The 21307-nt window shown below is 69.2% G+C and carries 19 protein-coding genes and 3 pseudogenes; 8 read left to right on the plus strand and 14 right to left on the minus strand.

All coding sequences use genetic code 11. The features are described from left to right. Positions 1 to 9 precede the first annotated feature (9 nt). Positions 10 to 262: pseudogene (locus ACIQ7M_RS19065) on the minus strand (IS5/IS1182 family transposase); the annotation flags it as partial. 141 nt (positions 263 to 403) lie between these two features. Here ACIQ7M_RS19065 and ACIQ7M_RS19070 point away from each other — a divergent pair. From ACIQ7M_RS19070 to ACIQ7M_RS19080, 3 genes and pseudogenes are all read left to right on the plus strand, one after another. Then, a pseudogene (locus ACIQ7M_RS19070) lies at positions 404 to 1229 on the plus strand (restriction endonuclease). A 171-nt stretch (positions 1230 to 1400) separates the two neighbouring features. Continuing rightward, positions 1401 to 2939 (plus strand): CHAD domain-containing protein, encoded by a 1539-nt coding sequence (locus tag ACIQ7M_RS19075; protein ID WP_403645501.1) that lies wholly within the window; start codon positions 1401 to 1403, stop codon positions 2937 to 2939. A gap of 294 nt (positions 2940 to 3233) precedes the next feature. Next, the gene (locus ACIQ7M_RS19080) at positions 3234 to 3812 is read left to right on the plus strand and encodes an O-methyltransferase (RefSeq protein ID WP_403645504.1); all 579 of its coding nucleotides are present in this window, start codon (positions 3234 to 3236) and stop codon (positions 3810 to 3812) included. Positions 3813 to 5109: 1297 nt separating this feature from the next. Here the strand turns inward: ACIQ7M_RS19080 and ACIQ7M_RS19085 are convergent. The 3 genes from ACIQ7M_RS19085 to ACIQ7M_RS19095 form a co-directional block, all read right to left on the minus strand. Further along, entirely contained in the window at positions 5110 to 5631 is a 522-nt protein-coding gene (locus ACIQ7M_RS19085; RefSeq protein ID WP_403645507.1) for a GNAT family N-acetyltransferase, read from the minus strand. 551 nt (positions 5632 to 6182) lie between these two features. Next, on the minus strand, positions 6183 to 6545 hold the full coding sequence (locus ACIQ7M_RS19090; RefSeq protein WP_403645510.1) for an STAS domain-containing protein: 363 nt from the start codon (positions 6543 to 6545) through the stop codon (positions 6183 to 6185). 51 nt (positions 6546 to 6596) lie between these two features. Beyond that, positions 6597 to 7112, minus strand: a complete 516-nt coding sequence (locus ACIQ7M_RS19095; RefSeq protein ID WP_403645513.1) for an STAS domain-containing protein — start codon at positions 7110 to 7112, stop codon at positions 6597 to 6599. A 129-nt stretch (positions 7113 to 7241) separates the two neighbouring features. On the opposite strand from ACIQ7M_RS19095, the gene ACIQ7M_RS19100 reads away from it, so the two are divergent. Together ACIQ7M_RS19100 and ACIQ7M_RS19105 are read left to right on the plus strand one after the other, a co-directional pair. Next, positions 7242 to 7592: a helix-turn-helix transcriptional regulator gene (locus ACIQ7M_RS19100; RefSeq protein ID WP_403645517.1), complete on the plus strand. Its 351-nt coding sequence runs from the start codon at positions 7242 to 7244 to the stop codon at positions 7590 to 7592. A 489-nt stretch (positions 7593 to 8081) separates the two neighbouring features. Further along, positions 8082 to 8447 (plus strand): annotated as a pseudogene (locus ACIQ7M_RS19105) (SDR family NAD(P)-dependent oxidoreductase); the annotation flags it as partial. 85 nt (positions 8448 to 8532) lie between these two features. On the opposite strand, the gene ACIQ7M_RS19110 reads toward ACIQ7M_RS19105, so the two are convergent. From ACIQ7M_RS19110 to ACIQ7M_RS19155, 10 genes are all read right to left on the minus strand, one after another. Beyond that, entirely contained in the window at positions 8533 to 8886 is a 354-nt protein-coding gene (locus ACIQ7M_RS19110) for a PRC-barrel domain-containing protein (RefSeq protein WP_403645520.1), read from the minus strand. Between the two features lie 224 nt (positions 8887 to 9110). Continuing rightward, positions 9111 to 9281, minus strand: coding sequence for a hydrophobic protein (locus ACIQ7M_RS19115; protein ID WP_355774985.1), 171 nt, complete (start codon positions 9279 to 9281; stop codon positions 9111 to 9113). Positions 9282 to 9471: 190 nt separating this feature from the next. Next, a complete protein-coding gene (locus tag ACIQ7M_RS19120; protein WP_403645523.1) occupies positions 9472 to 10344 on the minus strand; it encodes an effector binding domain-containing protein in 873 nt (290 codons plus the stop codon). A gap of 464 nt (positions 10345 to 10808) precedes the next feature. Further along, complete coding sequence (locus tag ACIQ7M_RS19125) at positions 10809 to 11039, minus strand: tryptophan-rich sensory protein (protein WP_403645527.1); 231 nt, start codon at positions 11037 to 11039, stop codon at positions 10809 to 10811. 451 nt (positions 11040 to 11490) lie between these two features. Beyond that, positions 11491 to 13107 (minus strand): phytoene desaturase family protein, encoded by a 1617-nt coding sequence (locus ACIQ7M_RS19130; protein ID WP_403645530.1) that lies wholly within the window; start codon positions 13105 to 13107, stop codon positions 11491 to 11493. Between the two features lie 74 nt (positions 13108 to 13181). Continuing rightward, entirely contained in the window at positions 13182 to 13664 is a 483-nt protein-coding gene (locus tag ACIQ7M_RS19135; RefSeq protein WP_403645533.1) for an SRPBCC family protein, read from the minus strand. A 292-nt stretch (positions 13665 to 13956) separates the two neighbouring features. After that, on the minus strand, positions 13957 to 15213 hold the full coding sequence (locus ACIQ7M_RS19140) for a PP2C family protein-serine/threonine phosphatase (RefSeq protein WP_403645535.1): 1257 nt from the start codon (positions 15211 to 15213) through the stop codon (positions 13957 to 13959). Between the two features lie 560 nt (positions 15214 to 15773). Beyond that, entirely contained in the window at positions 15774 to 16958 is a 1185-nt protein-coding gene (locus ACIQ7M_RS19145; protein WP_403645538.1) for an alcohol dehydrogenase catalytic domain-containing protein, read from the minus strand. A gap of 40 nt (positions 16959 to 16998) precedes the next feature. Next, a complete protein-coding gene (locus ACIQ7M_RS19150; RefSeq protein ID WP_403645541.1) occupies positions 16999 to 18018 on the minus strand; it encodes an SDR family NAD(P)-dependent oxidoreductase in 1020 nt (339 codons plus the stop codon). 139 nt (positions 18019 to 18157) lie between these two features. Further along, positions 18158 to 18520, minus strand: a complete 363-nt coding sequence (locus ACIQ7M_RS19155; protein ID WP_403645543.1) for a DUF6479 family protein — start codon at positions 18518 to 18520, stop codon at positions 18158 to 18160. Positions 18521 to 18771: 251 nt separating this feature from the next. Here ACIQ7M_RS19155 and ACIQ7M_RS19160 point away from each other — a divergent pair, with 251 nt between their 5' ends. From ACIQ7M_RS19160 to ACIQ7M_RS19170, 3 genes are read left to right on the plus strand one after another with little or no spacing between them, the layout of a single operon-like run. Then, a complete protein-coding gene (locus ACIQ7M_RS19160) occupies positions 18772 to 19575 on the plus strand; it encodes an alpha/beta fold hydrolase (protein WP_403645546.1) in 804 nt (267 codons plus the stop codon). Next, on the plus strand, positions 19575 to 20864 hold the full coding sequence (locus ACIQ7M_RS19165; RefSeq protein WP_403645549.1) for a PP2C family protein-serine/threonine phosphatase: 1290 nt from the start codon (positions 19575 to 19577) through the stop codon (positions 20862 to 20864). Before ACIQ7M_RS19160 ends, ACIQ7M_RS19165 begins: the two co-directional genes overlap by 1 nt. Continuing rightward, positions 20861 to 21211 (plus strand): STAS domain-containing protein, encoded by a 351-nt coding sequence (locus ACIQ7M_RS19170; RefSeq protein WP_403645552.1) that lies wholly within the window; start codon positions 20861 to 20863, stop codon positions 21209 to 21211. The genes ACIQ7M_RS19165 and ACIQ7M_RS19170 overlap by 4 nt, the downstream gene beginning before the upstream one ends. The last annotated feature ends 96 nt before the right edge of the window (positions 21212 to 21307 follow it).

Consider the following 21307-nt stretch of genomic DNA (forward strand, 5'->3'; position numbering starts at 1 on the left):
GGCACCTGTTCACAGGCATCCTCGGAGTCGGCAGTCTCGCAGGATCTTTCAGGTCTTCGCCCCGGGGCGCGAACCTGCGTGTGCCCACGGTTGTGTTCAACCTGCCTCCAATGAGTTCGCGACCCTTGGGCCGGCGGTGCGGAACAACGAGGCCGGTGCCGGGACGGCCGCCGTCGGCGACGGTCGTCGTCGTCCGGACAGCGTCTCTGAGCCCGGACTCCACCCAGGCCTTGCAGTCGTTGCGGTTTCCCGGAACGGGACGACAGCGTGTCTCTCGATGGTCGCGAGCCCGCGCCTGCCGTCGGCCGGGAAGAGGCGTGCACGACGGATCCCGGTAGAAGGGCCGCTGCCTGGGAAGACGCGAATTGATCTTCGTTGACGTCCCAGGGGAGGAAACATCACCATGGCCGTTCCCGCACGCGCCCGGCGTACCGCGCGCCGCTCCCGCCGGTTCGAACTCCGGGCGACGGCCCTCTACTTCGCCCTCCTCGCGGTCATCCTCGCTCTGGTGGGCGCGGCCGCCCGCACCGCGGCCGCGGCCGCGGTGCACCGTCCCGCCTGGGCTGTGGCGCTCGCCCTCATGGCTGTTGGCGCCGTCATGGCCGGCTGCCGCGGGAAGCGCCGCATATCGGCGGCGAGGATCGCGCGCCGCGCGGCTGCAGCCCTGGACGACCACGCGGACGGCGGTCGAAGCGCTCGACGCGGCGGCACCGGCTCCCGCCGCCGGCCTGGTCCCCGCCGGGGCCGGCGTGGGCGGCGGCCTCCTCGGCACGGATCCCACCGTCCTGCTTCCCCAGAGCGTGCCCGAGACGCCCGCGGTTACGGTGGAGATCGCCTATGAGGCCCTGGACCCGGACGAGTTCGAACAGGCGGTGGCCGAACTGTGCCGGCGCGACGGCTGTCTCGACGTGGACGTCGTGGGCGGGGCCGGGGACCTGGGCGCCGACGTCGTGGCGAGGACGCCCGACGGGCGCTCGCTTGTCATCCAGTGCAAGCGGTACTGCGACGGCAACCGGGTCGGCTCGCAGGACCTGCAGCGCTTCGGCGGCACCTGCTTCACCGTTCATGGCGCCGATGTCGCCGTCGTGGTCACCACCAGCGACTTCACCGCCCCCGCGCTCGACTACGCGGAGCAGTGCGGCATCGTGTGCGTCGACGGTCCGCAACTGCGCCGCTGGCGGGAAGGTGCGGGACCGCGGCCGTGGGAGGCGCAGCCGGCGGCAGCCTGAGGCGTGGGCAGCGGGCGGGTGCCCGTTCGACTTCACGGTGTGAACGGGGCTCCGGAGCCGCCGTGAATTGTGCATGATCCTGGAGAGGGGGCGGCTGGCCAAGAAACCAACCGTCAAAGCGCAGGTGCTCGCCCGAGGGTTTGAATTCCGGGATTGGGCTACGCGATGAGTATGGCTCTTTCGACGCGAGAGACAGAACGCAAATACACGGTGCCCAACGGCGATGCCTCCTGGCTGTCCGACCTGACCGGCGCGGGACCCATCGCCTGCGTGGCAGATCGGGGAACGCAGGAACTGGACGCCGTCTACTACGACAGTGACGACCTGCGACTGACTCGCGCCCATGCGTCCCTGCGGCGCAGGACGGGCGGCGCCGACGCCGGCTGGCACCTGAAACTCCCCCTCCCGGGAGACAGCCGCGAGGAAATCCAGGCCCCGCTGAAGTCGAAGGACGTTCCCGGGGAGCTGCGGGACCTCGTGCTCTCCCGCACCCGCGGCGCGCGACTGAGGCCCGTGATGCGCATCCGCTCCAGCCGCTCGTTGCACCATCTCCTCGACGCGCATGGCGAGGTCCTGGCAGAGCTGAGCATGGACGAGGTGTCCGCCGAGGCGCCCCGCGACCCCGGACGCGGGACGGCCTGGACGGAGATGGAGGTCGAACTCGTCGAAGACGGCGACCCGGTCCTCCTGGACCGCGTCGAGAAAGTGCTGCGCCGGCACGGTCTCGACCGGGCACAGAGCCCGTCCAAGGTGGTCCACGCCCTGACGGAGACCACGATGTTCCCGCAGGGCCCGCCCGACGCGGGCACCGCCGCCGTCCCGGGATCGGCCGGCGAGTACGTGCTCGCCTACATCGACCGACTCGTCGGCGCTCTCACGGACCTCGACCCCGCCGTCCGCCGCGAGGCGCCCGACTCCGTCCACCAGATGCGCACCACGGCACGCCGCCTGCGCGGCTGCCTCCGTTCCTATCGCTCCGTCCTCGACAGAAAGATCACTGACCCCATCCGCCGCGACCTGAAGTGGCTCGCCAACGAACTCGGCGTCGAGCGTGACCACGAAGTACTCCGCGAGCGCCTCATCTCGGGTGTGCGGGAACTGCCCGGCGAACTGGTCCTGGGCCCGGTCGAGGCACGGCTCAAGGTCTGGGACGTGGCACAACGGACCGAGGCCCGTCGCCGCACACTCGATGTACTCGCATCGCCCCGCTACCTGAACCTGCTGGAGGGCCTGACTTCCCTCACCGAGGCGCCACCGCTGCACACCGCCAAGGCGGCCGGCAAACCCGGGAAGGTCCTCGGCAAGGCACTCCGAAAGGAGTACCGCCGCCTCGCCGGACGTATGGAACCGGCCCTCGACATGGCGCCGGGTCCCGAGCGCGACACCGCGATCCACAACGCCCGCAAGGTCGCCAAGAGGCTCCGCTACGCCGCGGAGGCGGCCCGTCCGTCCCTGGGCAAGCCCGCACGGCGTCTCGGCAAGCGCGCCAAGGCTGTGCAGCGGGTGAGCGGGGCCCAGCACGACAGCGTGGTGACGCGGGAGGTCCTGCGCCGCCTCGCGGTCCTCGCCCACGCGGCGGGGGAGCCCACCTTCTCCTGGGGCGTCCTGCACGGTCATGAGGGGGCTGCGGCCGGCGCCCGGGAGCGAGAGCTTCCGCACGCCTGGGCCAGGGCCCGCGCGGTAGCGCGGAGGAAAGCCCTCCGGTCCTGAGCAGTCCAGGCGGCGTCTCCGCCCACTGCCCGACCTTCGACGCGGCCGTCCCTGGTGGTGCGGCCCGAGATCGCTCCGCGCCACGCCGTCTGGACGACGGCGGCGACCTGAAGACCAGGCGGATGAGGCGGATGAGGTTCTCGGCCTGAGCGTGAAGGCCCGTACCAGCGCCGTGACCGGGCTGCGAATCCCGCCTCGATCGCCGAGATCGTCGCCGTGGTCAGCGGCGGCCTCGGCCCCTGGCGACGAGAATTGGCCTTGCCTGCGATGGCGCGATCCTCGCATCATCTGCGAATGGACGACACGCCGAGCCGCATCCCGACCGCCCTGCCCTCATTGCGTTCCAAGGCGCGCGGCGCGGGCTTCACCATGTCCAGCGAAGACCGCACGGGAAGCCTTCTGACAGCACTTGCCGCCGCCCGGCCCGCAGGCCGGATCCTCGAACTCGGCACGGGAGTCGGAGAGGGAACCGCCTGGCTCCTCAGTGGCATGGACTCCGCCTCCTGTCTGACCACAGTCGAACTCGACCCCGCTGTCCAAGCCATCGCCCGAGAACAGCTGGGAGAGGACCCGCGGGTGACCTTCGTTTCAGGGGACGGCGGCGCATGGCTGGAAGATTTCGACGGCGCTCCCTTCGATCTCGTCTTCGCGGACACCTGGCCGGGCAAGTTCACCCACCTCGACCGGGCTCTGGAACTCGTGGCCCCCGGCGGGACCTACCTGATCGATGACCTCTTCCCCCAGCCCGGCTGGCCAGACGCCCACGAAACCTCCGTCAGGCACCTTCTGGCCGAGCTGGACGAACGCGAGGACTTCCGATGCGTCCGCATGGCATGGGCGAGTGGACTGCTGATGGCAGTGCGCACAGCCTGATGGCTAAGAGTCGACAGCAGAGGGTGGTTGGCGGTGGTCTGGACCCCACGTCGATGGCTGCAGCTTCGGCGTCTCCTCGGCTCCTACGAGGTGGGCGATGAGCCGGTCGGAGATCACGAAAGAGACCTGGCTGAGTCGTCGAATGGCCCCGAAGTATTTGTGCTTGCAGGCCCCGCAGCGGGGCGTTGCCCCGGATGAACTGGCTGGTCTGCACAGGCGGTTCGAGGTCGTCCCTGGAGCTCAGGCACGGGTCGACTGGCCGAGCATGACTGGCTTCCCACCGGCCGGTTGCCTCCGCCGTCCGTAGAAGGCGAGGGCTCCAGCAGAGGATGTGGAGGGAGCACCCGACTGCTTGCAGCAGTGTCTGTTCGCTGTCAGCCGTTAGAAGTACGGGGCGCTTCCGGGGCGTCGCCATCGTCGGTCACTTCGTTGGGTTCCGGCGGGCCCGGTGTCTTGGCGACGGGAGGCGTTGGGCTGACGATCGTCTGTGGCTTGTCGGAATCTGGGCTCGTGCTCGGCTGAGAGCCGCGAGCGTGGGGCGTTCCAGCCTGCTGTTCTTCATCGGAATTCGTCATGAGTCCGGGGTTCCCCAACCTTTAATTTCGTAACGCCTGTCATTGGTCGTTCCCACCGGGGCTGGCCGTGCACGAGGCGAGGTGCCTTGTGTGAGACCTGTGACCACAGTGCATCGGAGGACCCAGTCGGTCCCCTGGAGCCGTCAGTCCGTCTTCGCTGAACCAGCCGCGTTCGGGGTTCCAAATGGCGAACTGGGCGAAACCGCAGGACCAGGCGTAATTCAGCACATCAGGCGCCCGTGCCGGATTCGTGTGCGGGTGTCCTGGGTGTAGATCGTTCGTCAGGGCCGTTCGTGGGCTGTTCCGGCTCGTGGTGGCCGGTGCGGTTCCTGCGCTGGAAAACTTCGGTCAGCCGAGGTGCGTGCCGCCATTCCTTCGCCGGGCACTGAGACGTCACCGGCTCCCAGCGATCGAGGGCGCCACGCCAGTCCGCTATTTCCATAAACTATGAATATAAAATTTCTATGCTTCGGGCGGGAGCCGTCAAGATGGCAGGGTTCGTGGGTGCTCGTGCTGGTCGTGGGCGGCAGTCTTTGGCCTTGATCGTCTGTCAGCGGTCGAGTTCGAGGTTCGTCAGGACGAGCAGGGGCACCGAGCAGGTTGGTGGCGCGGGCGGGGCTCGTGCGAAGCTGTCGCCGGGTGCCCAGGCGTTGCGTCTGGGGGAGGAGGCTCGACGACGCCTACGCACGTCGGCCCGTGATCGGCACCCGGAACCTGCCCCCTCAGGCTCCGGCTCGATCAGGCCCAAGAAACCAGTCTGCCTTGGCCAGGCTCATCTGCAGCGCTGACCAGGATTGCCCGTTGAGTTGCTCCACGTCGGACAGCACCTGGTCCAAGCGGAACCCGAGTCGTTCATAGAGCCGCACCGCGTTGCTGTTGTGGCTGAAGACCCCCAGTTCCACGCGCTCCAGGCCCAGTTGAGCAAACCCGAATGTCAGGACTCGAGTCAGCAGCGCAGCCCCGTATCCCTGACCTCGGGCATCCGGGGCGACGAGCACCCGCCCGAGCCGGGCAGTCTCGCCACCCTCATCCAATCGTAGGGAAGCATGCCCCACCAATCGGCCGCCAGCTCCTACCCCCATCCAGCTCCGGCGCCTCAAGTCCGTCACATATGTCGCGAGTTGCGGTTCATTCAACGGCCAGGTGAACCCGGGACCGGCCCACGTCACCAACTCGGCCGGCCCGGATATCCACGACACGATCACACCAGCGTCCGCAAGGGTGAACGGGCGCAGCTCAACCACAGCTCCTACCTTCAAGATCAGTTCCCATGCCTCGGGAAACTATCGAGGTTCAATACGTCCCGGCCACCCCACGGGGCGCCCAAACTGGCTGAGCGAGGTGAGACGGCACGTGTCCGCGTCTCCGACATGCTTGTTCTTTGAGGTTGATCGGCCGGATCGAGGGGGCACCGTGGTCGGTGGACTGATACAGATGCCTTGCCCCGCCGAGTTGACGATGGTTGCGGATCTCGTCACGGATTGCGCAGCAGGACGATGTAGGTCTGGCCCCAGGGATGCCTGCCTGGGTGCCGAGTAGTCCCAGAAGCTGCCGGCCTGAAGCGATGAGCGCGCCGACCGTCACCACGATGTTCGGTTCTCGGCCGGTCAGTCCAGACGTGAGATCCGTCAATACCTGCTCGGCACGGTCTTGGGCGCCATCTCGTTGGGCGCGGTCTGCCGTGTCACTCAGCAAGCCCCAGTGGATTCGGTCCCACTCGCACACGTCGGCGACAGCGCTGAGGAGTTGGGCCAGCAGTGTCGGCTCAAACCTGCTCCATGCCTGCCGGGTGATGTCAGGCCGATAGGGCTTCGCGGACGTTGGGGTAGTACGGGATGACGGTGTCGACGCCGACGGTCTCCAGGGTGCGCAGTATGGCGGCGGGAACGTCGGCCAGGCGCAGCCAGCCTTCTGTTCGGGTGAAGTCGACGTGGGTGGCGAGAAGGGTGTTGATGCCGCTGGAGTCCATGAAGGACACCTGACGCATGTCGACGATCATGCGCGGCCGGCCGGGGGGTCGGCCGGAGGTCAGAGCCTGTGCGAGGGGGCCGACGCTGGCGTGGTCGATCGCGCCGCAGACGGTCACCGTGACGATGCCGTCCGAGGTCGTCGAGGAGACCTTCAACGGTTGCGGTCCGTACACTTTCTCGATTTCCACGACGGCTTTCCCAACAGTTCGTCGGCTGACACGACCGGACCTCCTGCCCCCTCACGCGGGATCGGACACGCGCAGTGACAGGCGCCGGACGTGCTGTACGCCGACGCAGGGCGACTGTGGTGCGGTGACGGGTCCGCCGTGCCGCGGATTCATGGACCGCGGACGCTTGGATGAAAGCAGCTCCTGAACGCCCACAACCTCGAGCAGCCTGTCGACGGCGGCGCTGGCGGCCTGGACGGTGAACGTCTTGCCCACCGTCAAGGCCCGATGCCGGATTTCCAGCAGTACGTTCAAGCCGGCGCAGTCGCAGAAGGCGAGTCCGCTCAGATCCAGCTCGAGGCCGCTGGGCGACGCGGCGAGGGCTTCGCCCAGTTGATCCCGAACTCGGGCCGCCGAGGGGAAGTCGAGCTCCCCGTGCAGTGCCACCAGGGTCGGGATGTCGTCCGGGGTGGGGGAGGGCGGCGCGGATGCCCGGCCGGGCGGAAGCAGTCGTGCGGCACCGCCTGGATCGGGGCAGGGGAGGTCCGGCGCGGTGAGGGCCTCGGCCCGGTATGGCGGCTGATGCATGACTCACTCCCACAGGCGTTCGCGTGGTCCACTCCAACGTTCCCCCAGGAAGGCAACATACGTCAACCGATACGTGAACGCGTGTACGTGTTTTTTGATGCGCGCATCCGGGCTCAGTAGACTTGGCACATGGATGGGGTACCCGAGTCACACAACGGCTGGACGTTCCTGACGAACCACGCTCGCGTCCTCGCGGCCATCGCGGACAACCAGAGCGCGCGGGTCCGCGACATCGCCGCGCGGTGCCGCCTGACCGAGCGGGCGGTGCAGAAGATCATCGCGGACCTGGAGCAGGCCGGTTACCTCTCCCACGTCCGTCAGGGTCGTGGCAACACGTATCAGATCGACCCGGCCAAGATCCTGCGTCATCCGACCGAAGCAGGTCAGGGGCTGACGGTGGCTTCACTCCTCTCGCTGCTGATTCAGGACGAAGACCATCGCGGGATGCTGTCCGCCGAGTCCACGCACGTGTCCGGGTGAGCTGCCCGCGCGCCGGCTGAGGGCAACGCGGTGGCGCCCTCCGTGTAGAGATCGCCGGATCGGATGCTGCCCTGCCCCTGGTGGACAGGACAGGGTTCCTGCCCACCAGGACCAGACCCTTCCGCCCCGGCTCCAGCGGCATGAGGCGGCCTGGAGCCGCCTGGGTACCACCCGCCTTGGCGCCCCAGGCGGCGCACGAGTCGGCGCCCGGCGTGGGCACTGACGCTCGGCGGAGTGCTTCGGGGAGTCCGGAATGCGTGCCACTTGATGCGCGTGGGGAAGGGGGGTCCGGGTCCTCAGTCCGGACCTTCGGCGCGCTGTGGTGCGGGCTGGAGCGGCGCATCATCGGTCAACGCCGCGCCGCCCCAGCGCCGGGTGGTGGCGCGGCACCGGCCCCCGTTCGGGGACGGTAGCCGGGGACCGTGCCGTCGGTTCCTTCCGGCCCGCGCCGCCTCGCCCCGACGGACCCCGATCGCAGAAGGGTGTTCCATGCCTGACAATCCGCTCGACAAGCATCCCCGCCCCGACCTTCCGCAGCAGGATTAGGAACATCCCGGATGGACGGGACCCATGGACCCCCCGCCCGACCACGGCGAAGACTCCTACGAAGGCTGCGGGCTGCTCCAGAACCGCAAAGCCCTGGTGACGGGCGGCGACTCCGGCATCGGGCGGGCGGTGGCGCTCGCCTACGCACGCGAGGGAGCGGACGTCCTGTTCACCCACCTGCCTCAGGAGTCGGAGGACGCGGCCGAGACGGCCCGGCCGGTCGAGCAGGCGGGCCGTAAAGCGGTCGCGGTCGCATGCGACATAAGGGAGGAGAACCAGTGCAGTCGGCTCGTGGACCGAGCGCGTGCGTGCCTCCTCGACGAGCGGCGCGGCACGCCGAGCGGGACCGGCCGGAGAAGCTCCGGCCGGCCCCGCCGTAGGGCCGGTGCTGAGGTCAGATCCCGCGGTGGCCCTGATAGTAGGTGCCGATCTGGTCGTGGTACCCCGCGTCTCCGACATGCTTGTCCTTGTCGAACTCGGGGGAGTCCTTGATCTGGTCCTTCGTCAGGGCGGCGTAGATCTTCCGCTCTTCGTGGTCGACCCGCTGCACGGTTCCGGCCGGCAGGAGAACGTGCTTGCCGAAGATCCATACGCCGGTGTCGACAACGAGGTAGGCGGAGCCGACGTCGTCCGAGTGCTTGTCGACCTTCCCGATGCTGCCGTCGGTCGCCTCGACCTTGTACCCGGTCAGATCGGTGCCCGCGGTGTGGCCGGCGGTCGGCTGGTAGCCCCAGAGGCTGTCACTCATAAGGAACGGCTCCCTTGTCGTGATTCATTGCCACTCCACGTCGAACTGTCTTACCGCGGAGTCTTATTGAGCACCACCGAATTCGGTGGATTCACGCCCTCCGAGTACCCCGATGCGGAGGATTAACCACGACCGGTCCATGCCGATACGGAGAGTGGAAACGGGTGGGGCCCCGACACGGAAGTGTCGGGGCCCCACCCGTGGGTACCGTTGGTCGGCGAGATTCACCAGCGGTACCAGCGGCCACGCCTGCCACCGCTCGCCGTCGGGCGGATCACGAAACCGAGTGCCCACACGATCAGCACGATGACAGCGATCCACCACAGCGCCTTGAGCGCGAAACCGGCACCGAAGAGGATCAGCGCGAGCAGAAGAACGAGAAGAACGGGAACCATAGTTATCAACCTCCGTGGCATCGGATGCCCGGCGGACCGATCCCTATACCTGCCGATCTCACCTTCTTGAGGATCCGCTGCCGCGGCAATTCACTCCGGAAATCCCCGATTCGAGTTTCGGATTCGGGGTAATGAAGCCCCCTCATGGTGAGCCGGACGGCCTCAGGAGGTTGCCGGCGCATCCTCCCGCTCAGGCCGGCGTGCGGGTCACCGGGATCCAGAGCTGTGCGTCGGACTGGGTCGGGTCGTCCTGCGACGTGCGGATACGCAGCATCTCCGGGCCCGGCCGGTACTCGTACGGGTTGGACGGGATCCACTGGGCGGCCACGTCACCCCACATCTGCTGCAGCGCCTCCGGGAACGGTCCGGTGTTGTCGAACACGGCCCAGGTGCCCGCCGGACAGTCCAGGACGTCGAGGTCCTCGGGCACCTCGGCGGCCGTCGTCACCACGGCGTGGTAGTAGTCGAGTTCGCTGCCCTCCTCGAAGCCGTCCGACAGCCGTACGGTGGCCGACACCACGCCTTCCGGGTCGTCGTCCGAGAGCCCGGCGATCCGGACCATCGTCTCCGGCGGAATGCTCCGGATGTGCTCGGCGATGTGAGGGTTGACGCCCTGGTAGATCAACGGGACGCGGGCCTTCCTGCCGGCGACTCGGAATGACTTCTTCTCCACGATCCGGTACCGCATGGTGCTGTTCCCTTCGACGGTGAGGCGGAAGGAGAGCCGGGCCTGCGAGCTCAGTGCCGCGCCGGTGCGCCTGGCCTCGCCGGGACCGACGCCGTGCACGGCGCGGAAGGCCCGGGCGAACGCCTCCCCCGACGTGTAGCCGTAGCGGATCGCGATCTCCAGCAACGTCGTTTCCCCGCCCAGGACTTCGGCCCCCGCGACGGTCAGCCGACGGCGTCGGATGTACTCCGACAGGGGCATGCCCGCCAGTGTGGAGAACAGCCGCCGGAAGTGGTACTCCGACGTGACCGAGATCCGGGCCAGCTCGGCCACCTCGATGTGCTCGTCGAGGTGACGCTCGATGTACTCCATGGCCTGGTTCAACCGATCCAGCAAGCCCGGCCTCCTTCCCTTTCGATCACCAACGTAGGAAGGGCCAAGCCTGCCGCACCCGACATTCTGTGCCCGCTCCGGTCGGGTGGGACATGCCCATGAGGGCCAGGGAGGTGCTGAGACCGCCGGCCGGGCCGAGACGTTTGGCCGTGTGCCGACGGGCTACTCGGTGCACCAGCGGAACGAGAGAAGATGAGACGCCGTGACCAGGCGAACCGCAGAGAAGCCCGTCCTCCGAGTGCCGAAGACCGGCTGGGCGAAGGCACGTCACCTACCTCGCGGAAGCGCGCGTACCTCCGTCGCCGCCGTCGCGGACGAGTGCGCCACAGCCATCAGGCCCGCGACCGCCGAGTGGAACATCGTCAGAGGCGACGACTGAACTCGCGAACCCGTCGCCCAGGCTCCCGGTACGCCGTACCGGGGGCCGACGCATGATGAGTCGGGCGCGCTCACAGACCCGTTGCGACTCACGAGACGCGGTGTGAGGGGTTCCTGCGCACGATGGCGCCGTTGAGCGCCGTGGCGAAGACGCACCAGCCCGTGTACGGCACGAGCGCGCGGGCCGCCGAGGGGGCGAACCGGTGGGTGCGGCGGATGAGTTCGGCGTTGCCGACGTCCAGCAGAAGGGCGCTGGCGCCGTAGGAGAGCCAGGACTTCGGCGCGCGGCGGCGTCGCGAGCGTTCGCTGATCAGCCTCATGTCAACGGGGTTTCCTCCCAGGTGCGCCGATGCGCTGCCGGACGGGGGCCGGGTCAGGACTTCGACTCGGCGGCATGCGTGCTTCGCTCGCTCCCCTCGTTCGCTTCCTCTGTGTCCTCGCCTTCCGCCTGTGACGGAGTTGTTCGAGGAACGTCGTGAAGGGCCGCTTCCGCCTCGGCGTCGGTGCGCTCGCCCTCTGCCTGCGATGGGGTCGGGATATCACTCATGATCGGCCTCACTGATCGGTGTGCCGGGTTCGGTGCCATGGTGTTCGCTGGAGCGTCGCGAGCGCCTGTGGGTTCCGCGCGTACGAGCGCGTACAGACGTCTGACACCGTGCACGCCGGCGTGCTCCTGCGGCGCGGGTACCCATGGCCCGTCGGTTCTCACGCCGCGGTCCGGTGGCGGCGATTGCCGACGCGGCCGCGTGTTGGCCGACCTCCGATCTCTCGTCATCGTCGGCCCCCGCGGTCGCGGTGGGTCAGCCGGCTCTGGAGGCGGGAGAGAGCGGCCGTGCGGTGCCGGCGCAGGGCGGCCCGGGCGGCATTGGCTCCGGGGGCGCCGTGGACTCCACCGCCCGGGTGCGCGGAGGCGGAGGCCAGATACAGACCGAGGACGGGTGTCTCAGGGCGGCCGGTACCGGGGCTGGGCCGGAAGACGAGCTGTTGGTGCAGGGCGGTGGTGCCACCGTTGATGGCGCCGCGGTGCAGGTTGGCGTCCAGGCTTTCCAACGTGGGCGGGGCGAGGATGCGCCGGGCCCGGACGAGGCCGCGGAACCCGGGGGCGTAGTGCTCGACGTGTCTCTCGATGCGGTCGGCGAAGGCTTCTTGCTCTCGGGTGTCCCACGTTCCCGTCAGTCCGTCGGTCCCCGCGTCGCCCCGCACCTGTTGCGGTACATGCGTATAGGCCCAGGCGGCCTCGGTGCCGCGGGGGGAGCGGGTGGCGTCCGCGGTGGTCATCTGGCCGAAGAGACAGAAGGGTTCGTCGGGGACGCGACTCATGGCGATCTGGGAGGCGAAACGCGTGAGAGCGTCGACATCGTCGGCGAGGTGGACCGTTCCCGCCTGAGCGGCCTCCGGACAGCTCCAGGGCACCCGGCTGTTCAGAGCCCAGTCGACCTTGAACGTGGCGAAGTCCCACTGGAAGCGCTTCAGGTCGGCGAGCAGCCGCGGGGGGAGATGGTCCTCGGCCACGAGCGAGCCGTACAGCGCGGGTGCGGACACATCGGCCAGGACCGCCTTGCGGGCCGGGACCCCCTCGCCGGCTGCTGTGCGGACGCCTACGGCGCGGCCGCCACGAATGACGATCTCGGTGACCTGTTCGCCGCAGCGGATGGTTCCGCCGCGCCGCGTCAGACGGCGGGCGAGGGCGCCGCTGAGGGCTCCCGAGCCGCCGACCGGAACGGGGAAGCCGTACGTCTGGCCGAGCATGGACATGATCCATCCGAAACCGCCGCTGCCCGCGGCTTCCGGCGCCAGGTCGGCGTGCAGGGCGTTGCCCGCGAGAAGGAGCCGGCCTCCCTCGCCGCGGAACTCCTCCTCGCCCATTCGGCGCACCGGCAGCACCATCGTCCTGGCCAGCCGCAGCCCTCCGGCACCCCGCAGCCGCAAGGCCAGCGCGGCGCCGGCGCGCACCGGAGGGAACGGAGTGAACAGGGCGTCGAGGACGCCCTCGCGCAGTCTCTCCCAGACGCGCCAGAGGTCTTTCCAAGCCGGTCCGTCGCCCGGAGCGAACACGTCCAGACTCGCTGCGGTCTCCTCCAGATCACGGCTGAGGACCGCGCACCGGCCGTCGGGCAAGGGGTGGGCGAGGACCTTCGGGGCGTGGCTCCACACCAGCCCCTCGTGCTCCAGATGCAGGTCGTCGAGAACCGGTGAAGCGGCGGCCAGGGGATAGAAGGCGCTGAAGACGTCGCTGATGAAATCGGGGTCGACCCCATGGTCGTGCCGCACCGCCCCGCCGGGCGTGTCCTGGGCCTCCAGCACCTCCACACTCCAGCCGGCGTCTACCAGAAGATTGGCCGCGACGAGACCATTGGGGCCCGCCCCGATCACTACTGCGTCCGCCATGACGTGCTCCTGGCTCGATGGGGGCGTCGCGCCCAGTGGCGTGATCGCCTGCTGGTCCCGGTCCCGGCCCCGGTTCAGGCGCTGCGCGGCCGGCCGGCCCGGTCGACCGGGGTGCGCGACGGCTCTTCGGTCGACTCGCAGAGCCGGGCGAGACGACGGAGCATCGCGCGGTGCCGCACCTGCAGCGCCGCGTCCAGGAGGCCGTTGTGGAGGGCGCCACCCGGGCCGCGCAAGGGGTGTTCGTCCAGGATCAGCAAGGTGTGTTCGCCCCAGGGCCGCAGCTCCAGCGCGATCCTCGCGGTCCCCAGCGGTCCGCTGTCCGCCTCCAGTTCGAGGACGGTGTTCGGTTCGCTGCGGCGCACGATGGTCCGGTTGTGCAACGTGATCGGCCCGATGGCGATCTCGTAGCGGAGAGTCGAGTCCAGGTCCGGCCACCTTCCTTCGTCCGCTTCGACCCGGGAGGTGCCGACCACCCATTCCTCGAACCGTTGGGCGTCGGACAGGACGGCCCAGACGGCTGCGGGGGGCTTCTGGATCAGACGATGCCGTACGGCCATGTACGCCTCCGCTGTTCGAAGTACCGCATCCTTTGCGCGTTCCCAAACCAGGATGAATCACACATTCGGCCCACTGGTGACGCCCGCGGAACCAATGGCACCCGGCGTGCCACCGCCGTCGAGGCGGCGTTTCCGGGCGGAGCGGCAGGGAATCCGGACGGTGGCGCTTTGGAGCGAAGACGCACGCCCCGCGAGGGATCCCGATCTCTTCGGTCGTGGTTGCTCCTCTCCCACAGGCCGGACCCGCGCGGCGATCGATGGAGCGGGGCGTCCGGTGACCGGGGCGCTGTGACTACAGGGGGTCGTGCGGGAGCGGTACGCCCGCCTGCGGTGCGACGACGGTGTATGTCCGGGGCTGCGGACCGAACCATTCGCACACCAGGATGGTGGCGTCGTCCCGCAATTGCTGGTTGTGGTGCTGGAGCAGGGCGCGGACGAGGCGGCGAAGGGTTTCGGGGACGGGCAGGCCGTCGCTGTGGTGGCGGACGAGGAAGTCGATGAAGTGCGCGAGGCCGAACTCCTGGCCCCCGACGCGGGCTTCGGTGTAGAAGACGAGGCGGTCGCCGGGTTCGAGCTGCTCATGGCAGAGAGTGGTGGGCAGATGCAGGTCGGTACCCATGGGGTGGGACGGCGGGCACTTCAGGAGCGTGGACCAGCGTCCGCCGCGGATCACGATGGGCGGATGATGGCCGCGGTTGACCCACGTCAGGATGCCGCTCTTGGTGTCCAGATCGGCGAGAATCCCGGTCACGTAACGGCTGTGGCCGAACTGTTCCATCAGAACCTGTTCGATGCGGTCACCGAGCTGGTCGAGGGGAGTGCCCTGACGGCGGTGGTTGCGGCAGGCGGCCACGGCGAGATTGGCGGTGAGTCCGGCGGAGGTGTCGTGTCCCATGGCGTCGAAGACCGAGAAGTGGATGGTGTCTCCAGCGACGGCGTAGTCGTAGGCGTCGCCGCCGACCTCGTAGGCCGGTTCCAGGGCCGCGCCGATGATGACCCGGTCGTCGGCGTAGGTGCGCGGCGGCATCAGCGTCCACTGCATCTCGGCCGCGACGTTCATCGCCTTGATGCGGGTCAGACGGGCATGGGAGTCGCTGGTGTCCCGACCGCTGACGACCAGCATGGCCACCATCGACGCCAGCGTCAGCATGTCCTCGTGAAGCCCGTTACCGCCGTGGGTACTGGTTACGCGCAGGACGCCGAGGCGCTCGGTGCCGTCCAGAAGTGGCACCCACCAGGTCTGGTACCCGTTCTCGCTGCCGGCGGCGGCCACGATGTGTCCGTACTGGTAGGCGCGCCCGGCGACGGTGCCCTCGACCGGCATTTCCGGCTGGGCGTCTCGGGTCTGCTGCGCGGCGTCCGGCCCCTCGCCGGTGAGCAGGCGCAGAACATCGCGCTGCAGGTCTCCGAGGTAGATGCGTACGTCGTCGAAGTCGGCCGCGGACGCCTGCTCGGCCACCCGCGAGGGCAACTGCTCGAAGGACATCACATGGCTGCCGGCCAGCAGGCTCCTCAGCATCCGCAACATCCCCTCGTCGCGCCGTGTCATCAGAGGCCTCCCTGCCGTCGCGTCCGTCCCCGCCGGGAGGAAGCCGTGGCCGGTCATCGGTTTCGTCCGAGTACCCATTTCACGGGTGGTGCTCTGGCTGACGGCGTCTTGTCTTGCGGGATTTCGGAATGTTCCTGCTCGATGCCGACGACCCGCACCTCAAACGGTGCGGGTCGTCACCGAGGACTGACCTGACCTCGCGGCTTCCGGCCGATGCGGCGCGCTGTTCTCGTGACCCCTCCGGGTGGACGTCGCGTCGTACGACCTGCCTTCAGGCCTCTGGGCGGCCGTCGAGGTTCTCGAAATCGCGCCGGACTCCGGCCCCGTCATCGTCCACCAACGCTGCCTGGTCCGGCAGTTCGAGCACTCGGGAGCAGTGCTCGCACAGCATCGTCCCGCCCTCGGACGAGACGGCCGGCCTGCTCCCACACGCCTTGCACACGCCCACCTCTCGGCTCTGGCCAGGGGTCTGTCGTTCTTCCATCGGTCAACTCCAGGTCGTTCATGCGGTCGCATCACATGGGCAGGGTGTAGTCCGGATCGAGTCGTGGAATCCGGGATCAGGGGTGAAGAAGCGTCTTGACCATCGCGTCCTCCTTGGCCTGGAACATCGCGTACGCCTTGGGGGCGTCCTCCAGCGGCATGTCGTGGGTCTTGAAGGAGTCCACGCCGAGCGGATCGGCGTCGGTCAGCAGAGGCAGGATGTCCTCGACCCAGCGCCACACGTTCGCCTGGCCCATCCGTAGCTGGATCTGCTTGTCGAACATGGTCAGCAGCGGCATGGGGCTGGCCGCTCCGCCGTACACGCCGGAGACGGAGACCGTGCCCCCGCGCCGTACCAGCTCCATGGCCGTGTGGAGTGCGGTCAGGCGGTCCACGCCGGCTCGCTCCATGAGCGGCTGCGCGACGCTGTCCGGAAGCAGAGTGGTGACCCACTGGGCGGCCTTCGCGAACGGTGCTCCGTGGGCTTCCATCCCGACGGCGTCGATGACCGCGTCGGTGCCCCGCCCCTCGGTCAGTTCCTGTACGGACTCGGTCAGTTCGGTGCCGCCGCGCTGGGCGTCGAAGCACGTGACGCCGTGTGCGGAGGCGCGGGAGAGGCGCTCGGCGACCGGGTCGACGCCGATGACCAGACCGGCCCCGCGGTGCTGCGCGATCCGGGTCGTCATGTCACCGATCGGGCCGAGACCGAGGACGGTCACCGTGCCGCCGTCGGGGATGTCGGCGTACTCGACCGCCTGCCAGGCCGTCGGCAGGACGTCGGACAGATAGACGTAGCGGTCGTCCGGCGGCCCGTCCGGGACCTTGATGGGCAGCCTGTTGCCGAACGGGACCCGCAGCAACTCGGCCTGGCCGCCCGGGACCTGCCCGTAGAGCTTGGTGTACCCGAAGAGCGCGCCACCGGTGCCGCGTTCACGGACCTGTGTGGTCTCGCACTGCGAGTGCAGCCCGCGGTCGCACATGTGGCAGTCGCGGCACGACACGTTGAAGGGGATCACGACACGGTCGCCCGGCTTGAGGGCGTGAACCTCGGACCCGACGTACTCGACCACGCCCATGGGCTCGTGTCCCAGGATGTCCCCGGGGTCCAGATAGGGGCCGAACAGCTCGTAGAGATGAAGGTCGGATCCGCAGATGCCGCTCGACGTGATCCGTACGATCACATCGTCGGGTTTCTCGATCCGCGGGTCCGGCACGGTCTCCACACGGACGTCCCTCTTGCCGTGCCAGGTCAGTGCGCGCATGAGAGCTCCTTCTGTCGCGGGGTTCGACCACGGCCAGGCGTCAGGCGCTGGTCGGCGGGCCCGGGATCCGCTGGTTGTAGCGGCGCGCGGCGCGGTCGTTGAGGCCGCTTCCCAGCCTGCGTACCTTCTCCGTCCAGGTGGCGGCGGACCGATCGATGCCGTGGCCCTGCTCGATGCCGGGTCCGGCCGCGTCGGCGTCGCCGTGGGTGGCCGTGGGAGCGGGCAGGAGCCGGGCCGCGAGCCCGCTGAGCCGGGTGACCGTGGCCGGTGCCACGCCGTGCGCCACCGACGCGGCACGCGCGGCGGGTGTCAGCACCAGGCGGGTCCTGCGCTTCTCCAGCGCCCGTACGATGCGCTCCGCCGCACGCTCGGCGTCCATCGAGACGACGGGCGCCCCCGAGAGAGCCGAGAACCAGGCGAACTCCCGGGACGGGCGTCCCCCGAACTCGGCCTGAAGATGTGAGCCGGTGCGCATCAGCCCCGGATGGACCGTCGTGACGCTGAGGCCGTCTCCGGCCGTCTCGGCCCGCAGTCCCTCGCCCAGCGCTCCGACGGCGGCCTTGGCGCACGAGTACGGCAGCAGATGCGGAACGGCGAGCAGTCCGCCGACCGAGCCGATGAGACACAGCCGGCCTCCGGCCTCGCTCGCGCGCAGCGAGGGGAGCGCGGCCATGGCCGTGTTCACGGCGCCACCGAAGATGGTGTCCATGGCGTCCTCGAAGGCAACGCTGCCGAGCGAGGCCACCGGGGCCACCTGGATGACACCGGCGTTGGCGACGACGATGTCCAGCCCGCCGTGCCGGGCATCCGCCTGCCGGACGACCGACTCCACGGCGTGCCGGTCGCGGACGTCACACACCGCGGTGGAGACCTTCTTGCCGGTCCTTTCCTCGGCCCATTCGGCGCCGCGACGCAGTTCGTCCTCGTCGCGTGCCGCCATCGTGACCAGGCAGCCGCGCTGGGCCAGACGTGCGGACAGCAGCAGCCCGAGGCCCCTGGATCCGCCCGTGACGAGTGCGGAGAGGCCGGCCAGGTCCGACCGGTGTGGAGTCGATGCCACTTTCATCACCTCGCTGGGGAACGGGAAGGGAAGGGGACGGGGCGCCGAGTACCCGGATCAGGTGCGCGCAGACGCGCGTTCCGCTGCCGAAGCCGGTCCGGGTGGTCCGGGCGGTTCGGATGGTCCGGGTGGTTCGGCATCAGCCGGAACCCCCGTCGCCGAACGACCCGCTCGAACCGGAGTCCCAGCGCGGCCGCTCCTGTCGGTCACTGCGCTTGCTGCCGGCACCGCCGAGCTGATGCGGGGTGAGGCGCTCGCCCTCGTTCGCGGCGCGGGGTACCTCGTTCGGTTCCCTGATCTCCGAGGTCTCGTGCGCGGGCCCCGACTGCGGAAGCTTGGGCTGCTCATGAGTCCTGGGCGGGCCCGGCTCGCTACGGCGCGCCCGGATGCCCAGCCCCACGGCCCACACCAGGGCTCCCGCGATGACGAGCCCGCCCAGCAGGGCGCCGAGCGTGCCGAACGCGGCGTTCGAGAGCGCGATGTTCCAGTATTCGTGGTCCATGGCGGCCGAGTACCCGTACTTGTGGAGCGCAGACTCCGGATCGTCCGGCCGTGCTGCGCTCCCCGCGGAGATGTGCTTCCGTCCCCGCGGAGACGGGGCCCTTCCCCTGCGGGCGGTTCCCCCGCGGAGACGGGCGTGTTCCCGGCGGTCGGGTCGGTTCCGCCGTGACCTGGTTTGTGGAGGGGCGGGAGGGATACACGGGGTGGATGGTCACAAGGAGGCACCCGGCAGGTCCTGAGAGACTGCCGGGCATGGATGTCGCTCGTAGGAACAACGTCACCGTCACCGGCAACCCGCAAGGGCGCACAGTGGTGCTGGCTCATGGGTTCGGCTGCGATCAGAACATGTGGCGGCTGACCGTGCCCGCCCTGACCGAGGACTACCGGGTGGTGCTGTTCGACTACGTCGGTGCGGGCCGCTCGGACGCGACCGCGTTCTCGGCGGCTCGCTACGGCTCGCTGAGCGGCTACGCCCAGGACGTGGTGGAGGTGTGCGAGGCGCTCGATCTGCACGACGCGGTGTTCGTGGGCCATTCCGTCAGCGCGATGATCGGTGTGCTGGCGGCCGACAGGGTCCCGGAGCGGATCGGGGCGCTCGTGATGGTGGCTCCGTCCGCGCGGTACATCGACGACGACGGCTATCGCGGCGGCTTCAGCGCCGACGACATCGACGAGCTGCTGGCGTCACTGGAGTCGAACTATCTGGGCTGGTCGGCGGCCATGGCGCCCGTGATCATGGGGAACGCGGACCGGCCGGACCTCGGCGACGAGCTGAAGAACAGCTTCTGCGCCACCGATCCGGAGATGGCGCGGGTCTTCGCCCGCACCACGTTCCTGTCGGACTCACGGGACGACCTGAAGACGGTGACGGTGCCGACCCTGGTGCTCGAGTGCACCCAGGACGTGATCGCCCCCCGCGAGGTGGGCGCCTTCATCCACCGGACGATCCCCGGTTCGACGCTCGTCACCCTGGACGCGTACGGCCACTGCCCGCACCTGTCCGCGCCGGACGCCACGAATGACGCCATCCGTACGTTCCTGAAGAGCTTGCGGTGATGTGCCGCGCCGGGCAGCACCCCGATCCGCATGAGGCCGACGAGGAGAAGTCGTCCGGCGCCGCGTTCGCCTCGCTGCTGGAGGACAGCGCCGAGGACCTGTACGAGAGCGCGCCGTGCGGATACATGTCGACCCTGATGGACGGCACCATAGCGAAGATCAACACCACGCTGCTGACCTGGCTCGGCCTGGAGCGTGCGGCGGTGGTGGGCCGGATGCGGTTCACCGACCTGCTGACCGTGGGCGGAATGCTGTACCACGAGACGCACTTCGCGCCGCTGCTGCGGATGCGGGGCGAGATCAGCGGCATCGCCCTGGAGATCAAGCAGCCGAACGGCCGGATGCCGGTGCTGGTCTCCTCCGTGGTCAAGCACGGCAGTACCGGCGAGCCCCTGTTGATCCGCACCACCCTCTTCGACGCCCGTGACCGCCGCGCCTACGAGGAGGAACTCCTGCGCGAGCGGAAGGCCGCCGATGAAGCGCGCAAGCGGGCGGAAGCCGACCGGGCCCGACTGGAGGACGCCCTGGCCGTCCTCCAGCAGTCACTGCTGCCCGACACCCTGCCGTCGATCCCCGGGGTGGACACAGCCGCCTATTACCACACAGCCCATCCCGACAAGATCGGCGGCGACTTCTACGACGTCTTCCCCATCGACGAAAAACGCTTCGGCTTCTTTCTCGGCGACGTGTGCGGCAAGGGGCCCCAAGCCGCCGCGGTCACGTCGCTGACGCGCCACACCCTACGCGCCGCCGCCCTGCACGGCTCCGATCCCGTCTCCGCCCTGAGCACCCTCAACAAGGTGCTCTACGAACGGTACGCGGGCGGCAGCGGTGACCCGCGGTACTGCACCGCCGTGTTCGGCACCCTCGAACCCGACCCGGACACGGGACAGGTCGCCGTCCACCTGGCTTCGGGCGGCCACCCGCCGGTCATCGTGCTGCGAGCCGAGGGCACCGCCGCGTTCCTGCCCACCCCTGGTGGCCTCCTCGTCGGCATCGTGCCCTCCGCCACCTTCGCCGCGGCCAGGACCGTCCTCGCCCCCGGCGACACCCTCCTGCTCTACACCGACGGCATCACCGAGGCCCGTACGAGCGAGGACCGCTCCAGCCTGTACGGGGACGAGGCCCTGCTCGCCTTCGCCGCCGACCACGCCGGCAGGTCCACGCCCGCCCTCGTGCAAGCCCTCACCGGGCTGCTGCACAGCTTCGGAGACGGGCTCGACGACGACACCGCCCTGCTCGCCCTCGGCGTCCCCGCCCCCGACACCCTGACGAGAAACACCCGATGAGCCCGCTGAAGATCACCATCCGAGATGCCGCCGCCGGCCCTGTTCTGGAGATCGCCGGCGAACTCGACTACGACACCGTCTCCGAACTACGGGAGTTGATCCCCACCGTCTCCCTTCGGCCGGGCCAGCGCCTCACGTTGGACCTCGGCCGCATGGATTTCTGCGACTCCAGCGGACTCAGCGCCCTGATCGCGGCCCACCACCACGCCCACACCGCGCAGGCCGACATAGCGCTGGAGGCCGTACCCGCCAACACGCTGCGCATCCTGCGGATCGTCGGACTCGACCAGATCTTCTCGCTCGGCCAGGGCGGGGACACGGGCCTCGGGGCGGACCGGAGCCGTTGAACGAGTAGCCCGCCTTTCTGCACCGACCCCGCTCGGCACGTCTTCACCCGGGTACCCGTCCCGTCCCGTCGCGATCGCGACCGAGCGGGAAGCGAC

The sequence above is a fragment of the Streptomyces sp. NPDC096324 genome (assembly GCF_044763015.1).
Classification (GTDB): Bacteria; Actinomycetota; Actinomycetes; order Streptomycetales; family Streptomycetaceae; genus Streptomyces.